14 protein-coding genes and 1 pseudogene are annotated in these 16,111 nt (G+C 40.9%); 12 read left to right on the forward strand and 3 right to left on the reverse strand.

Annotated features, from left to right (window positions below):
- Positions 1–66 precede the first annotated feature (66 nt).
- The 8 genes from ACTWPM_RS17510 to ACTWPM_RS17545 all read left to right on the forward strand — a co-directional run bounded on the left by ACTWPM_RS17510 (position 67) and on the right by ACTWPM_RS17545 (position 8,155).
- On the forward strand, positions 67–450 hold the full coding sequence (locus ACTWPM_RS17510; protein WP_443134283.1) for a hypothetical protein: 384 nt from the start codon (positions 67–69) through the stop codon (positions 448–450).
- A 3-nt stretch (positions 451–453) separates the two neighbouring features.
- A complete protein-coding gene (locus ACTWPM_RS17515; RefSeq protein ID WP_443134284.1) occupies positions 454–717 on the forward strand; it encodes a cory-CC-star protein in 264 nt (87 codons plus the stop codon).
- A gap of 23 nt (positions 718–740) precedes the next feature.
- Positions 741–1,688, forward strand: a complete 948-nt coding sequence (locus ACTWPM_RS17520; RefSeq protein WP_443134285.1) for an ArsA family ATPase — start codon at positions 741–743, stop codon at positions 1,686–1,688.
- Positions 1,689–1,833: 145 nt separating this feature from the next.
- Entirely contained in the window at positions 1,834–2,592 is a 759-nt protein-coding gene (locus ACTWPM_RS17525) for a PRC-barrel domain-containing protein (protein WP_443134286.1), read from the forward strand.
- A 283-nt stretch (positions 2,593–2,875) separates the two neighbouring features.
- Entirely contained in the window at positions 2,876–3,793 is a 918-nt protein-coding gene (locus ACTWPM_RS17530) for a proline dehydrogenase family protein (RefSeq protein WP_443134287.1), read from the forward strand.
- A 26-nt stretch (positions 3,794–3,819) separates the two neighbouring features.
- Complete coding sequence (gene pruA, locus ACTWPM_RS17535; protein WP_443134288.1) at positions 3,820–5,367, forward strand: L-glutamate gamma-semialdehyde dehydrogenase; 1,548 nt, start codon at positions 3,820–3,822, stop codon at positions 5,365–5,367.
- Between the two features lie 129 nt (positions 5,368–5,496).
- Positions 5,497–6,759 carry a PucR family transcriptional regulator gene (locus ACTWPM_RS17540; RefSeq protein WP_443134289.1) on the forward strand — a complete coding sequence of 421 codons (1,263 nt, stop codon included), beginning with the start codon at positions 5,497–5,499 and terminating at the stop codon, positions 6,757–6,759.
- 991 nt (positions 6,760–7,750) lie between these two features.
- Positions 7,751–8,155, forward strand: a complete 405-nt coding sequence (locus ACTWPM_RS17545; RefSeq protein WP_443134290.1) for an RDD family protein — start codon at positions 7,751–7,753, stop codon at positions 8,153–8,155.
- Positions 8,156–8,222: 67 nt separating this feature from the next.
- Here ACTWPM_RS17545 and ACTWPM_RS17550 read toward each other — a convergent pair whose 3' ends face one another.
- The 3 genes from ACTWPM_RS17550 to ACTWPM_RS17560 all read right to left on the reverse strand — a co-directional run bounded on the left by ACTWPM_RS17550 (position 8,223) and on the right by ACTWPM_RS17560 (position 10,187).
- Complete coding sequence (locus tag ACTWPM_RS17550) at positions 8,223–9,113, reverse strand: fructose bisphosphate aldolase (protein WP_443134291.1); 891 nt, start codon at positions 9,111–9,113, stop codon at positions 8,223–8,225.
- Positions 9,114–9,317: 204 nt separating this feature from the next.
- Complete coding sequence (locus ACTWPM_RS17555) at positions 9,318–9,731, reverse strand: DUF3021 domain-containing protein (RefSeq protein ID WP_443134292.1); 414 nt, start codon at positions 9,729–9,731, stop codon at positions 9,318–9,320.
- On the reverse strand, positions 9,732–10,187 hold the full coding sequence (locus ACTWPM_RS17560) for a LytTR family DNA-binding domain-containing protein (RefSeq protein WP_443134293.1): 456 nt from the start codon (positions 10,185–10,187) through the stop codon (positions 9,732–9,734). It lies immediately after the preceding gene.
- Between the two features lie 717 nt (positions 10,188–10,904).
- On the opposite strand from ACTWPM_RS17560, the pseudogene ACTWPM_RS17565 reads away from it, so the two are divergent.
- The 4 genes and pseudogenes from ACTWPM_RS17565 to ACTWPM_RS17580 form a co-directional block, all read left to right on the forward strand.
- A pseudogene (locus ACTWPM_RS17565) lies at positions 10,905–11,648 on the forward strand (sugar ABC transporter permease); the annotation flags it as partial.
- A gap of 167 nt (positions 11,649–11,815) precedes the next feature.
- Complete coding sequence (locus ACTWPM_RS17570; RefSeq protein WP_443134294.1) at positions 11,816–12,853, forward strand: LacI family DNA-binding transcriptional regulator; 1,038 nt, start codon at positions 11,816–11,818, stop codon at positions 12,851–12,853.
- Positions 12,854–13,183: 330 nt separating this feature from the next.
- Positions 13,184–15,259, forward strand: a complete 2,076-nt coding sequence (locus ACTWPM_RS17575; protein WP_443134295.1) for a sulfatase-like hydrolase/transferase — start codon at positions 13,184–13,186, stop codon at positions 15,257–15,259.
- Between the two features lie 114 nt (positions 15,260–15,373).
- Positions 15,374–15,826, forward strand: coding sequence for a hypothetical protein (locus ACTWPM_RS17580; protein WP_443134296.1), 453 nt, complete (start codon positions 15,374–15,376; stop codon positions 15,824–15,826).
- Positions 15,827–16,111: the final 285 nt, after the last annotated feature.

A 16,111-nucleotide genomic window follows, 5' to 3' on the forward strand; every position in this document is an offset into this window, starting at 1 on the left:
CACAAACGGGAGCTTTACTGGGAAACTAACATGGAGCTTAGAGGATATAAAAAGGAGGACTTACCAATGGTGGAAGTCATGATTATTCGTCCAGAGCAGGAAGTCGGGATGGGGTGCTGCGGCGGGATCTGCAGTGACCGTGATGGATTGATCCATATGCAGGATGAATTTAAACACCATGAAGATGACCGTGAAGCTTTAGGTAAGCTTTATCAGGAAACAGAACGCGAGTACGGTGACCTGGTTCAGATCACCTTTCTTGACCCGAGAAATGTGCTGGCTATTTTCCTTTACTTTTTAAAACAAGTGAAAGAGCGGCATCTATCTCTTATAAAAGCCGGGAAGTATATTCTCTTCCATATGAAATATAATGCTATTTTTATTAACGGAAAGCTCGTTGAAGATCACGAAGCCTATAAGCGTAAACTTCAGGCTGAGGCAGGAGGATAATGAATGGATAAAAAATTTTCTTTGAAGAGTCTCATTGAGTGGTATGATGAAGTGCTAAGCCTCCCCCACAAGCAGGAAATTGCCAGGGAACTGAGAGATGAGGACGACTTATTTATGCTGCTTGTCTATTCAGATATGCTTGGGATTCCGAACCCTGCGTTTTATTATACGTTGGAACTGTACCCTTACATTATCGAAAAATTCCATGACTGGCATTTGCGGATGGGGATGGAAAAATCTCCGCTCGATGGAATCCGCTGCTGCTAAGAGAGAAGGGGGAGAAATATTCGATGAATCATTTACAGGGAAATAAGATCGTATTTGTCGGTGGAAAAGGAGGTGTCGGTAAATCGACGTCTTCTGCTGCGATGGCGGCTGCTTTTGCTAGAGAAGGGTATCAGACTTTAGTGGTCTCCACGGATCCTGCTCATAACCTTGGTGATATATTTCATAAGAAGCTGGATCATGAGAAATCAAAGCTTGACGACAACTTATGGGGGATGGAAGTGGATGCGGAACGGGAATCAAAGCTCTACATTCAAGAGGTGAAAGAGAATTTAGAAGGGCTGGTAAAATCCAAAATGGTGGAAGAAGTGCATCGGCAGATCGACATGGCCAGTGCTTCCCCGGGAGCAGATGAAGCGGCCTTGTTCGACCGGTTGATCTCAATCATTCTGGATGAAGCACCTAACTTTGATAAAATCGTGTTTGATACGGCCCCCACCGGTCACACAGTTCGGTTGTTATCTTTACCAGAGCTGATGTCTGTCTGGATTGATGGGATGCTTGAGCGTCGGCGAAAAACAAACCAGAACTATAGTGAGTTGTTAAATGACGGAGAGCCTGTGGAAGATCCGATATTTACTATTTTGCAAAAACGAAAAGAGAAATTTGCAGCTGTCCGTGAAATCATACTGGATGAGAAGCAGACGGGCTTTATTTTTGTCCTTATCCCAGAACGGCTGCCTATTCTAGAGACAAAACAGGCGATTAAACAGCTTGCTCAGCATGATCTTCCGATTCGTACACTGATCATAAATAAAGTGCTTCCCTCTCATGCTGATGGTACTTTCCTGGAGCGTCGTCGAAAGCAGGAACAGACTTATTTGAAACAGATTAGAGAAAGTTTCTCAGACCAGGAATTAGTAGAGGTGCCTTTATTCGAAGAAGACGTTTCTGATATGGAAAAACTCTTGACGTTTGCTGACCATTTACGGAAAGCTGTTGTTGGAAGCTAATCTAGTTTACTTCACAGGCCCTGAAAGGTATAAAACCTTTCAGGGTTATTTTAATATAACAAAAACCGTCATTTTCCCGTTTAATCCTTAAACCGGAGTGGGAATTGTCTTGTAAGAAAGAAAATCTACTAAGAGGTGAAAAACTATGTTTTTGAATGCTACTAGTTTGGAGAAACTTACCCTCGTAGCTCAAGATGGGGAAATGGGAAAAATAAAAGATTTATATTTTGATGATGAGAATTATACAATCCGTTATTTAACTATTGCATCCGAAAAGTGGTTCCCAGATCAAATTATTTATTTATCACCTTCTGCCATCAGCCGAATTGATTTTGATAAGAAAGTTATTGAAGCTAACCATACAATTGAAGATTTGCGCGAAGGTGCTGGTTTACGTAATGAGAAAGAAATGGATCCAGAAAAAGAAGCAGAATTTGCTGATCGTTTCAACTGGAGTCAATACTGGGCTGGTGAAAGCGTCTGGGGTGAACAGGATACACCTCTCAATTCTGATTCAGAAGCAGCGAGTCAACAGACAGCCGTCAGTGCTCCGGAGCGATCTAACCATTTAAGAAGTGTCAATCATATGAAAGGCGTCTTCAGCCACGCGGACGTATTTGCAGGAGAGGAACACGCTGGTTATATCACAGATGTTTTAATAGAAGAAGAAACATGGATCATCCGTTATTTCGTGGTTAGTACAGGCAGCTGGTCAACTCATCCATTTACGCTTATATCACCGGATTGGATTGAGGAAGCCAACTGGAGTGAGGATCAATTCCAGATATCCTTAACTTTAGAAGGCATTGAAAAAGGACCGATGTACCAAAAAAATAAAGCGGTCACCCGAGGCTTTGAGGAAGAATTATACCAGAGCTATGGAAAGGCAGCCTATTGGAAATAAAAGAAAAGAGCGGAAATGGTTTGACCCTATGTCGAAGTGGGAACACCTGCTAGTACGCTTGATATATTAAAATAATAGTTAGTCAGGTTAGCCCAAGTAACCGAAATTTGATTTGTCATTGTGAGGTTATCATAAAACAAGGTGGGAAAGATTGTGGTTGGAGCACGTTGATGCTCCAACCCATTAATCGTTATAATTTTCTTAACAGATGAAATTGTTTGAATTCCATCGAAAATAAACTCCACATAAGCAAGAAATAGAGGATTGAAGGAGTGTGGTGGTCTTGGAAGCCATAAGTAAGAACTTTTTCTTATACCTGTCGAACAACAAGGTATTAGACCGCTTAGCAAAACGATATGGATCAAGATTCGGGGCTGACAAGATTGTAGGCGGAGAGAAATTCTCGCAGGCAATTCCATTGATTGAGCAGCTTAATCAAGAAGGATTGGAAGTTACGGTGGACCACCTCGGTGAGTTTGTCAATTCCGAAGCAGAAGCCAAAGAGCGGAAGCAGGAATGCATCGAAACGATCCGGTCCATTGCTCACAATCAACTGAACTCTGAAGTTTCCTTGAAATTAACCTCACTGGGGATGGATATCAGTGAACAGCTTGTAAAGGAAAATATGGAGCAAATCCTGGAAGAAGCCAAGAAATACGATGTAACGGTAACGATTGATATGGAAGACTCTTCAAGGTCCCAGGCCACCCTTAATATGTACAAAACCTTGAAGGCGAAATATGACAATCTCGGAACCGTGCTTCAATCGTATCTCTATTCTACAGAGGAAGATTTAAAAGATCTTCAACCCTATAATCCTTACTTGCGCCTGGTTAAGGGAGCATACAAGGAATCAGGGAAAGTGGCTTTCACGGAGAAGCAATCAGTAGATGAGAACTTAAAACGACTGATTAAAACGAATCTGTTGAATGGCCAATATACAGCTGTCGGAAGTCATGATGATGCCATCATCGACTATACGAAGAAATTAGCTGAAGAACACGGAATCGCAAGAGATCAATTTGAGTTTCAAATGCTGTATGGCATGAGAAACCAGCTGCAGAAAGATTTGAAAGCTGAAGGGTACACCGTACGTGTCTATCTTCCTTATGGAGAAGACTGGTATGGATACTTTATGAGGCGCTTAGCAGAAAGGCCAGCAAACATAGCCTTTGCTATAAAAGGAATCTTTAGTAAATAACTTAATTCTTTGAAGGGAGTTTTATCATGGTCACACCATACAAACACGAACCATTCACAGATTTTTCAAAAGAGGAAAACGTAAAAGCATTTGAAGAGGCACTAAAACAAGTAAAAGAAGAACTAGGTCAAAAACATGACTTATTAGTAGATGGGGAGCGCATTCGTACAGATGAGCAAATCGAATCCACTAACCCAGCTAATACAAAGCAGCTTGTAGGATCTGTTTCTAAAGCAAATCAGGAAATTGCTGAAAAAGCTGTTCAGTCTGCATCTGAAGCTTTTAAAAGCTGGAGAAAATGGTCAGCGCGCGCACGTGCTGAATTGCTATTCCGTGCAGCGAGCATTATCCGCCGCCGCAAGCATGAATTCTCTGCATACTTAGTTTACGAAGTAGGTAAACCTTGGAAAGAAGCTGATGCTGATACCGCAGAAGCAATTGATTTCCTTGAATATTACGGTCGTCAAATGATCGAATTAAAAGATGGTAAACCTGTAGAGAGCCGTCCAGGCGAGCAAAATCGTTACATTTACACTTCTACTGGTGTAGCTGTTGTAATTCCACCATGGAACCTTGCTTTTGCTATTATGGCAGGTACTACAGTAGCTCCTCTTGTAACAGGAAGCACAGTAGTCATGAAGCCGGCAAGTAACAGCCCGGTTATTGCTGCTAAATTCGTAGAAGTACTGGAAGAAGCCGGCCTTCCAAAAGGTGTATTAAACTATGTACCAGGAAGCGGTAAAGATGTAGGTGACTATCTTGTAGATCACCCGAAAACAGCATTGATCTCCTTTACTGGTTCCCGCGATGTAGGTACACGTATTATCAAGCGTGCAGCTGAGCTCCAAGCTGGTCAGAACCACTTGAAACAAGTTATCGCTGAAATGGGCGGTAAAGATACCGTGGTTGTCGATAACCAGGCAAACCTTGAAACGGCAGCAGATGCCATCATCACATCAGCTTTCGGTTTCTCCGGCCAGAAATGTTCATCTGGTTCCCGTGCGGTGGTCCACCAGGACGTTTACGATGAGCTTCTTGATATGGTTGTCAAACGCACGAAAGAATTAACAGTAGGAAATGCCTCTGAAGGCAATGTATATATGGGACCTGTTGTGGATCAAGCTGCTTATGACAAAATCATGGGCTACATGGAAGTTGGTAAAGAAGAAGGCCGCTTAATGACTGGCGGTAAAGGCGATGATTCGAAAGGTTATTTCATCGATCCTACCGTATTCGCTGATCTTGCACCAAATTCCCGTATGCAGCAGGAAGAAATCTTTGGACCAGTGGTCTGCTTTACAAAAGCAGCTGACTTCGATGAAGCAATCGACATTGCTAACAACACCGAATATGGTCTGACAGGCGCGGTTATTTCTGACAACCGCCAGCACTTGGAAAAAGCGAAAGAAGATTTCCACGTAGGTAACCTGTACTTCAACCGTAATTGCACCGGTGCAATTGTCGGCTACCAGCCATTCGGAGGATTCAAAATGTCCGGTACTGATTCTAAAGCCGGCGGACCGGATTATCTGGCTCTTCACATGCTAGCGAAGACCATCTCAGAAAAATTCTAATATGAATGAGTCTAAAGCTCTCCCGATTTTCGGGGGAGCTTTTTTCTTTTGCTTTTGATTTCCTGTTGAAATCGCTATAATGGAGAATAAATAAGTGAAACCATTCTACTTGGAAAGGTAAGGATTCAAATGGAAATTAACGAGTTAATTCTTCAAGTAGAGGATATCCATAAAGCAACTGAGCTGATCAGTTCCAAATTGCGTAAGCCCGTGATTATCGAAAATAAGAATTTCGAATTGATCGCATACAGCTCTTCGATTGAGGAATTCGATCTTACTCAGCAAAAGACCATTCTTTCGAAAAAATGTCCCCTCTTTATTATTGATCGTTTAAAAAAAGAAGGAATTGTGCAAAGACTCGAGAAGAGGCAGGATCCAATCCGAATTCAGCCGATTGAGGAACTTGGTTTCCACCAGCGCATTGTTGTATCCGCCAAGCATTTGGGGTACACGATGGGCTATATCTGGGTACAGGAGTCCGATGAACTGCTCACAACGGAAGAACTGACATTTTTGGAAGAGGTAACTCCTCATCTCGGCAAACTAATCTATGACGTGTATGAACGTATGAATGCTAAGGAAGGCAGAAGAGAAGATCTTCTGTGGAAACTTCTCCATCATGAATATGACAGTGAAAGTCAGTTTCGTCATGACGCCACTCTAGCTAAACTCACAATCCCGGATCGTTTTTCCGTTGTCGTTTTTTCAGTTACTGCTCCTCGGTATAAGTACATGCTGGATTATCTTCAAAAAGCTATTCAGGACTTTTCATTGAGAAAAAGTGTTCATTTTCTTAAGACCGAATTCCAGATGATTCTTGTGGTTCACGGTGTGCAACAGGAAGAGTTCTCGTCACGTAATCTGGCGAGGTTCTTAATCGATGAGATTAAAGAACAGAGCGAAGAAGATGAATTTTATAACTTCCTAATTGGCGTAGGAAAAGAATATAAGATATTAGCCAATATGCGAAAAAGTTTTCTCGAGGCCCTTGAGGTGATTGAGATTGCAAACTTTATTACACCTCGTCCAGAGACAATGCCGAGGGAATTTTCCAAGCTTGGTATCTATCGCTATCTAGCCGCTTTATATGAGAAAAATAGCTCTGAAGACTATTACAGCGATGATTTATTGACACTGATCCAGAATGATAAAGAGAAACAAACTGATCTTCTACGTACTCTTGAGGTCTATTTAGCGAACAATGGTAAAGGTAAACAGACCGCTAATGAGTTGTTTATTCATCCGAATACACTTAACTACAGGATTAAACAAATTCAGGAACTAACCAATATTGATTTTCATGATTTTAACGTAAAAACCTATTTGTACACCGAGCTGTTGCTGCTTAACAATGTGGAAGCTTATTACCAGCGGTATAAGGAAGCTCTCTAATGAGGTCCGAGAGTTAGGTCCTGCGGGGAACGACTCGCTTTCCGGCCCTGCACGACGCAGGGTCGTTCGACGTTGCCACACGACGTGGCGTTCTTAGTCGAACCTCCTCTTCTGTGCTGAGCCTCCTCAAGCTAACGCTTTCCGGGGTCTCACCGATCATGTTTATCCCACAGGAGTCTCCCCGTTCCCCTCCGGACCTGGCCGAATCAGAAACTCGAAACGGCTTCATCCTTCACCCGATTTAGAAGAAATAATCACATGGGCGTATATACTTTTCCAGTTTGAAACTGTGCGGGATCGCCTGTTATATAAGCAGTCAGGCGGGATAAGGAGGATAGGATACTCTCTTTTCAGAGGGTCCGTTATCCTCCCGTGACTGGGTTGGTGGGGAAATGGCGAGACTCCCATGGGAGAAGGGGCTAGGTGAGATCCCGCAGGGAGTGAAACGAGCGAGGAAGCTCACCGTTCCCCCATAGGAAAGTGTTCAAATGTGGAATCACCTCGATAGACACGACCAGCATAAGCCGACCATCAAAAGGATGGCGGTTTTCCCATCCGTTGATGAGCGGCTTATGACTCGAGTGTCTGGGTGATGGAACAAGCCGAGTTATTTCCCCACCAGCCCTTCTTCAAATATCGAAACGGACCCAAATTATCTCGAAACTGAGTCTTCAACTAACCGGCCCTATTGTGTAATAAGTCTCTTATGAAAATCTCCAATAATCTTTAACTGCGTCATTATAATAAAAGCGACTTTCAGTTGCTTTTCAATAATACTTTCTCTATGTAAAGACAGTCTGCGTCAGGGGGCTGTCTTGTTTGTCGAAGACTTTAAACAATTACAAGGTAGAGGTTGGGAATTGATTCTGAATTAAGAAGATTGTTCTGCAAATCCAATGGTGCCTCGTTAAATAACTTCTCTGCCAGCGGAATAAAAAACGTAAGCTTATAATAACGTTTATTATATTAAATAAATGGAAAGGACGATTAAATGGAACGATCTGCAGGATTTGGCGTCCGATTCTTAGCAAATTTAGTGGATTCTTTAATCATTGGCTTACTATTTGGAACCATTACGTATTTTTCATTTGGTGAATTTTATAAAGAAGACGCAAACTTCACTGATTTCTTAAGCCTTTTGTACTTACTTATCACCCCTGTTATATGGAAAGGCTACATAATAGGGAAGAGGATATTTAACATTCGTATTGTGAAAACTTCCGGGCAAAATGTTACCTTATTAACAATGGTCATGCGTGTGATCGTGGGGGGACTTATATATGCCCTTACATTTGGAATTGCGTTAATTGTAAGCGGGATTATGGTATTAGCACGTGAAGATAACCGATCGATTCATGACTTTATTGCTGGTACATATGTAAAGCATGAAAACTAATTTCCTTTAAAGCAAATACAAAAAAGCCGGGCTTATATTAAACTAAGCCCGGTTTTTATATTAAGCATTATTTTTTGTTAACTGAGGCATCATGAATAGAATCTACAGCACTTTTCAGTGAAGCATTAAATTCTTCTTCAGACTGATTGGCATTTAAATCAGCAATAAGCGCTCTGGAGAAACTTGCAATAAGACCATGATTTTCTTTCAGTTTTTCATTTGCTTCATCGCGGGAATAACCGCCTGATAGAGCTACAACGCGAAGAACACGTGGGTGGTCAATCAATTCTTTGTACGTGTTTGCTTTCGTTGGAATGGAAAGTTTCAGCATCACGTTTTGGTCTTCACGCAACTCATTCAATTGTTTAAGGATTTCATCTTTTAAGATTTCTTCAGATTTTTCTTTATCCTCACTGTGAATGTTAACTTCAGGTTCGATAATAGGGATTAAATCGTAATCTAGAATCTGTTTACCGATCTCAAATTGCTGTTCTACGACAGCCTTGATGCCGATAGTATTCGGTTCGTGGACGACAGAACGCATTTTTGTACCGAATATATTGCGTTCATTTGCACGGCTCAGCGTATCATCTAAATCATGAATAGGCTTCATAAGCTGAACCCCGGTTTCCTGCTCGGCCAGTCCTTTATCTACTTTTAAGAAAGGAACAATCCCTTTATCGGACAGGTAATCTGCCGTGTACTTGCCTTCAATTTCGCGGTCCATTGTTTGTTCAAACAAGATGACCCCTAGAATTTGATCGGCATTAAAAGAAGGAGATGTAATAAGTCTCGTACGCATCTGGTGGACCAGATCGAACATTTCGTCCTCGTTAGAATAGGAATCTTCCGGTACACCGTAATCTGCTAACGCCTTCGGTGTACTGCCGCCGCTTTGGTCAAGTGCAGCGATAAAACCTTCTCCGTTCTTAATCTTGTCAAAATGACTGTTGTTCATGTTATCCACTCCTTTTCTGATTCTAGTTTCTCAAAATGACTTCCCTTTATACTCTTCCCATTATTCCGGGTAACCTAACACAAAATGTGGTTCAGGAAGAAGAAATGTCACTCTCTCTATTATGAGGGATAAGAAATCAAGCGTCCAGGCTGAAATTACTGGACGCTTACTGTTGGTTTTATAGGAAGGAGCTTAAATAGCCATTTAATTAATATGTTTTAGTTCCTCATTAATTTGTTTAAATTGGTATTTATAGTATAAGTAAAACGCTGTCCATATGACACTGTAGCTCACAAGTGCAATTCCTAAGAATAGTAAAATGCCGCTCATCCCATGAGGAATCCATCCGATACCATACGCCAGAATAAAGTACGCGGCCATCGCGGTGAAAAAGTGTAAGGCAGTTTGCTGTGAAAGCTTTAGAGATCGAATTTCAAAGAAAAGAGGAGTCACAGAAAATAACCATCCGCAAAATATGTTACCTAATGAGTTTTTTACAAAAAGACTCGAATCAAGCGTGGATTGATCGCCAAAGAAGATAATCGAATATGTGATTAGTACCGCCAAAAAACCACCAAAAAAGATACCGATCAAACTCCTTAATAGAAACGTTTTCATTTATTTGTCCCTCCTGTTTATGCGTAAGACTTCTTTAATGTGTGCTACATAATGTCTAGAAGCGTACTCTTTTTCTCCAGAGCGAAAATGCACTGATAAGGTTCCATTAAAGGAAGGCTCAAAATGACTAATTTCATAGAGATTAGCAATGACAGACTTCGAGAGCCGTATAAACTTACGGGAGGACAGAATTTCTTCTAGCTCATATAGTTTTTCCCTTATTTTGAAGCGGCCTTCTGCGGTAGCAGCCAGCACAGTATCCCCCTCTGAATGAAAATAGTGAACGTGATCTGGCTTTAATAAGTGCTTCTGATCCCCCTTTTTTCCAACGATGAACTCCGTTTTTTGTTGATTTAAGTAATCTAAGATGTCTTTTATGGAATCATCCATTTCCATGCAGTGAATGGTGACGCTGGTTTCTTCATGCTTACGATCGACGTCGAGTAAGATTTTCACTTGGATCATCCTTTAGGTTATGGTTTTCTTAAGGTTAGTATAAGATTGAAAATTCAGGTTGTCATCTGAATAAAGGTAAGATGTCTTTCTGAATCGATAACCTGCATGAATAAGGAACTGTGCTGCAGCCATTTATCTCTGTGTAGACAAAGTAATAAAGAAGTGGTTTTATTACCGAATAACTACAGATCTAATTTATAGAACCTTACTTATAGCTGAATTGTCCAGAGAGGAATTTGACGAGTTATATGGGAAGTAAGGTAAGAAAGGAAAACTAAAAAAAGAAACAATTGCTTAATTGCCCATGGCATATTAAATACAAATAACGTCAGCCTCTTAAAGAGCCTGACGTTATGAATCTAATCTGTTTTTTCGGGATCTATGACAGATTTTGTCTTCTGCTGCCGTATAAACGATGGGAACTAAGAAGTTAAGAGTAATAAAAAGCGTCTTAAAATGAACTTGCAATAAAAATGAGTAGAGCCGGTTCCATTAAAAGAAGGGTATATTTTAATTAAAGTTCAATGATTACATACCCATATGGAGCTACAACAATTCTATCTTCTTGTGCCTCTGAATTACCGTCTCTTTCAATAACTTTTTTTGCAGAAACCTCAGCTTTTTTAGATTGATCAGAAGGGTTAATAAAAAAAAAGTGTCTGCTCCTCAGAACGTTTTTCATAAGCAAGCAGTTCTTCACCATAATCCACAAATTTCGGTTCTTCCCTTAACCCTGGAAATAGTTTATCGGGCTCATCGATTATTCCATCCGATGCCACCTTAAAGCATTATCGAGAGTTATTTGATTTAGAGAAAAGTAATTATATGCTCTGGTATTGGAATACGTTGAAAATCTGCCTTTTAACGATGGCGATTTCCGTAGCACTAGTCTGTATGACAGCCTATTCTTTTTCAAGGTTTCGCTTCTACGGACGTAAAAACGGACTGATGACATTCTTGATCCTGCAAATGATTCCAAACTTCGCCGCTTTAATTGCCATCTATGCATTGGCGAATTTAACGAATTTATTGGATACGCATCTGGCCCTTATTCTTGTGTACACTGGGGGAGCCATACCAATGAATACGTATTTAATGAAAGGATACTTAGATACGATTCCGAAAGAGCTAGACGAATCAGCACGTATGGATGGAGCCGGGAATTTCCGCGTGTTCTGGCAAATCGTTCTTCCGCTCGCAAAGCCGATGATAGCAGTCGTTTCCCTATTTACCTTTATCACGCCTTTTACCGACTTTATTCTAGCCAGGATTTTACTGCGTACGGAAGAAAAGTTCACGCTGGCTGTAGGTTTATACGAATTAATTGCTGATCAGTTTGGGGATGAGTTCACTCTGTTTGCAGCGGGCTCGGTTTTAATCGCACTGCCAATTTCTATTTTATTCCTTTCCTTGCAGAAGTACTTCGTCTCAGGATTGACAGCCGGGGGCACGAAGGGCTAATCTAGTAAGAAGTTCAGCTGAAGTAGTGGAGGATGCCTTTTATAATTACATAAGGCATCTTCTTTTTATGGCAGAAATAAGGCGGTTTATATAAGCCTGTATGGATTTCTGTTATCATGAGATATACTATTTAAAAAAAGACTGTTTAATAATAGAAGGTGATCGTGTTGGGAGTAACCATTAAGCAAGTAGCTAAAGCCGCAGGGGTAGCACCATCCACCGTCTCACGAGTCATTGCCGACCACCCGCGGATTAGTGCGGCAACGAAGAAGCGCGTAAAAAAAGCCATGAAAGAAATGGGGTATCATCCGAACGCTAATGCACGAAACCTGGCCAATCGGTCGACCCAGTCCATTGGGGTGGTCATGCCTACCAGTGCAGACAAGGCGCTTCAAAATCCATTTTTTCCAGAAGTATTGAGGGGGATCAGTGCGGTTGCTCATCATTTAGATTATTCTCTGCTTTTAAGTACTGGGGAAACAGACGAAGAAGTGCAGGAAGGCGTCGAACGGATGGTCTACAGCAACCGTGTCGACGGCATTATCCTTTTATATTCCCAAATCGATGACCCGGTTGTGAATTTTCTCCTTGAGCAGGATTTTCCCTTTGTCGTTGTTGGAAAACCATCGGAGCGAGTGGATGAAATTACACACGTGGATAACGATAACGTAAAAGCCGGGAAAGATATTACAAGCCATCTCATTAGTCTTGGCCACGAAAATATTGGTTTCATTGGGGGTTCTAAGGACAGAGTCGTGACGGTAGATCGCATGCAGGGTTACGAGCTGGCCATAAAAGAAGCGGGCTTGCCTTTCTTAGAGGATTATCGAATTCATACGGAATTCTTAAAATCAGGTGGGCGACAGGCGGTGCATGAATTATTTAGTCTCCCTAACCCTCCTACCGGCCTCGTGATTGCAGACGATTTGATGAGTATCGGTGTGGTAAATATGCTTGAAGAGTTCGGAAAAAGGGTTCCTCAGGATGTTTCCATTGTCAGCTTTAACAATGTGTATTTATCGGAGGTAACGAGACCCCCACTGACCACTGTAGATATTCACATTTACCAGCTTGGAAGTCAGGCGGCTAAATGTTTAATTGAAAAAGTGAAAGATCGGTTGGAGCCTGCGAAGCGTATTATTATTCCCTATGATATTAAGCATCGCGCATCTGCGACAGAAAAGGAAGCGTCCTCGAAAGTATAGAGGTGCTTCTTTTTTTCATAATCTATGATTTTTCTGGACTTTCTTTAATGGATTGCAAGAAATTTTTTGCAGGAGGCAAATAGAGGGAATGATCTACCAAAAAACCCCACCTCAGGTCATCCAGATTTTGGATGACCTGAGGTGGGGTTTTTTGGTATGTGTGCTTATTTAAAAGTTAATTATTATAACCTATAATTATGAAGTTTGGAAGAATTGGAGATAAAAATTTACATTATATTTACAAAAGTATAGATTTTATTTACATTTAGTACTAAAATAAGAAGAATATAGAATTTTACAGAATATATAGATAGTTGGGAGGTACCTTGGATGGGGAAAAGTTTGATTCGTACATTTCCGCTATTTCTGTTCTTTACTGCAGCTTTAAGTTTAATATATATCACTCTTACGTTTCTCATTTCATCGGGATGGGACGCTGTAATAGACTGGGCTCAGATTCATACATCTGGCCTTGGGATTTTTATTCTTTTTCTTTCATTGGTTATGTGGGGGACGGCCACCTGGTGGCTGCATAAACAAAAAAAGATAGAAGCTTTATATAAATCCCGTATATACAGAATTGCGACATCCTTTCTCGTTTCTGGAATAGTTGGCGTAGCTGCTTCTTATATTTTTATGGTTTTCCATTTGGATTTTACGATAGGCAGAGCTACGGAATGGGTTCAGGAATATCCTGATCGTTATTTTTTCACTGCTTTTTTATTAAGTTTATTTACTTTGGCGATTATCCTTCTAATCGGAGAAACTTACATGGGAGGAGGAATCGCCCTATTAGTTTATTTTATATTGGCTCTCGTCAATTACTATAAACAGATATATCGGAATGAACCATTATTTCCAAATGATTTTATTCAAATCGGCCAGCTGCAAGATGTGATTCCGTTAATTTCTGAATCAATTTCCATAACCGCTACTCTACTAGTCATTGGCGTCATCGTAGCTGGTTTGTTCACTTGGTATAAAATACCGAAAATTAAAATAGGTTGGATCACGAGGCTCCTTATATTTGTACCAGTGGCATATCTGTTGTATTCCTTCCTGCTTTACGATGATCGCTTCACGGAAAGCTATTATGAGGAATATACGAGCTTTATGCCCTGGAATCAGCAAAACAATTACTATTACAACGGTCCAGTGCTTGGAATGATTTCCAACATCAAATTGGATGTAGTAGAAAAGCCTGACCCTTATAATAAATCCGTTATGAATGATTCTGTTGTACACGCGAATGAAGTTTCCATACAATCAGGTGAGGAAAAAGAAGATCCAGTACAGCCGAATATTATATTTTATATGAACGAAACTTTTTGGGATCCTACGAATCTGGATGTTAAATTCTCAGAAGACCCAATGAAAAATACACGTCGTCTGATGGAAGAGTATCCTTCAGGGCAGATTTTAAGCCCATCTTTCGGAGGGGAAACGGCTAATGTAGAATTTGAGGCATTGACCAGCTATTCTATGAGTAACATTAATCCAGGTGGGAATCCCTTTAATCATATTCTTGCGAATGACAAATATCCTTCGATTGTCTCCTATTTAAACGACCGTGGATACTACAGCGAAGCCATACATCCTAATGGAGGCAACCTGTACCGCAGGCAGCGAGTGTATCCAAACCTTGGATTTGATGAAGCTACCTTTCTTGATGACATGACTTATACAAAAAAAGATAATAAACAATTTGTCTCGGACAGATCAGTTGTGAAAGAGTTGCTTGATACGGTAGAACAACAAGAAGAACCAGCTTTCATCCATGCTGTCACGATCGCCAATCATCTTCCCTATAGTAAGGATAAATATGAGGGGGGAAGCACAATAGATGTCAGCGGAGAGGGCCTTTCTCCTGAAACCGAGAGGCAAATTGAAGTGTATTCAGAGGGAATCAAACGATCAGATGAGACATTGAAAAAGCTGAACGAGAGTATTCAGCAAATGGACGAACCGACCGTGGTGGTGTTTTTTGGGGACCATCTCCCTTCTATTGGCGCAAATTTGAAAGCTTATAAGGAGACTGGATTTGGGGATGAGCAGGACCAGAAGGAGCAGGCAAAGTTCTATGAAACTCCTTTACTATTTCTCTCCAATTTTGACATGGATATGGAAAAAGAAGTTGGAACCGTAAGCCCTGTTTACCTTGCTCCTATGGTCGCAGATGCTCTACATTACGAAACACCTAAATTTTACGACTTTCTAGAAGGTATGAAACAGGAACTTCCAGCGTTTCGGGACATGATTTACATGACTCCGAATGGAGAGGCCGTTTCTTCACCTGATGAACTGCCTTCATCCACTCAAAAGATATTAAAAGATTACCAGCACTTTCAATATGATGTGCTCACCGGAAAACAGCACGTTACCCAAGAATTGTATGACTTAGAATAAAAGCCAATTTATAGGACCTCAGGTCATCCAGATACTGGATGACCTGAGGTCTTATTCGTATAGTGAGCTTTAAGTGCATAGGTTAGTAGGGAGGCATTGATGGGAGGGCTGATGATGAATGGCAAGATAGCACTGATCATCGGGATACTGGTTATTGCTTGTGGAATAACAGGAGTAGTGATGTATAAGACAAGTCCTGCTCAACAAGCAAAAGCAGTAGTTGTGAATTTTTATTCGTTTGAACAAAGAGGAGAATACTCGGATTCCTGGCAGCTTTTTCATCCGCTTATGAAAGAAAAATTTGCAAAGGGTCCCTACATACAAGACCGGGCTCATGTATTTATGAACCACTTTGGAGTTGATACATTCTCTTTTTCCGTAGAAGAAATAAAGAAAATCAAAAATTGGCGGATGGAAAAAGGGGCCAAACCTTTTCCAGTTGCATACAGCATGACAGTGGCGCAGACCTTTCGGGGCAAATATGGTTTGTTCACTTTGAATCAGAAGGTTGTGGTAACGAGAGAAAAAGATAAGTGGGTACTGACTTGGGATTATCATAAGAAATAATTATAGTAGAGGGAATTTTAAAAAACGACACCGAGTGTCGTTTTTTCTTTGGGATATGAAATCATTGAACTGTTTCCGATGTGCTGGATAGGTAATTTTAAAGTTCCAAAAGTATCAGGTATACATTATAGTGAACAGTTAATAAGGGAGTTAATTTTTTTATCATTCATCGGCAGAAGACTCCCTCTTCAAGCGCCGTGTCGAAGACCGGTGGTAAGGGGGAGATGAATGCCGTCGCCGTAAGGCGAATGCCTTTGAATATTCTCCCTTCCGTGATATCCTAAA

The sequence above is a fragment of the Halobacillus sp. K22 genome (genome assembly GCF_052246795.1).
Lineage (GTDB): Bacteria > Bacillota > Bacilli > Bacillales > Halobacillaceae > Halobacillus.

Bases quoted from the DNA above. Each gene is read 5' to 3' on its own strand.
- ACTWPM_RS17510 (WP_443134283.1), top strand. From the start codon at position 67: ATGGTGGAAGTCATGATTATTCGTCCAGAGCAGGAAGTCGGGATGGGG.
- ACTWPM_RS17515 (WP_443134284.1), top strand. From the start codon at position 454: ATGGATAAAAAATTTTCTTTGAAGAGTCTCATTGAGTGGTATGATGAA.
- ACTWPM_RS17520 (WP_443134285.1), top strand. From the start codon at position 741: ATGAATCATTTACAGGGAAATAAGATCGTATTTGTCGGTGGAAAAGGA.
- ACTWPM_RS17525 (WP_443134286.1), top strand. From the start codon at position 1,834: ATGTTTTTGAATGCTACTAGTTTGGAGAAACTTACCCTCGTAGCTCAA.
- pruA (WP_443134288.1), top strand. From the start codon at position 3,820: ATGGTCACACCATACAAACACGAACCATTCACAGATTTTTCAAAAGAG.
- ACTWPM_RS17540 (WP_443134289.1), top strand. From the start codon at position 5,497: ATGGAAATTAACGAGTTAATTCTTCAAGTAGAGGATATCCATAAAGCA.
- ACTWPM_RS17545 (WP_443134290.1), top strand. From the start codon at position 7,751: ATGGAACGATCTGCAGGATTTGGCGTCCGATTCTTAGCAAATTTAGTG.
- ACTWPM_RS17550 (WP_443134291.1), bottom strand. From the start codon at position 9,113: ATGAACAACAGTCATTTTGACAAGATTAAGAACGGAGAAGGTTTTATC.
- ACTWPM_RS17555 (WP_443134292.1), bottom strand. From the start codon at position 9,731: ATGAAAACGTTTCTATTAAGGAGTTTGATCGGTATCTTTTTTGGTGGT.
- ACTWPM_RS17575 (WP_443134295.1), top strand. From the start codon at position 13,184: ATGGGGAAAAGTTTGATTCGTACATTTCCGCTATTTCTGTTCTTTACT.
- ACTWPM_RS17580 (WP_443134296.1), top strand. From the start codon at position 15,374: ATGAATGGCAAGATAGCACTGATCATCGGGATACTGGTTATTGCTTGT.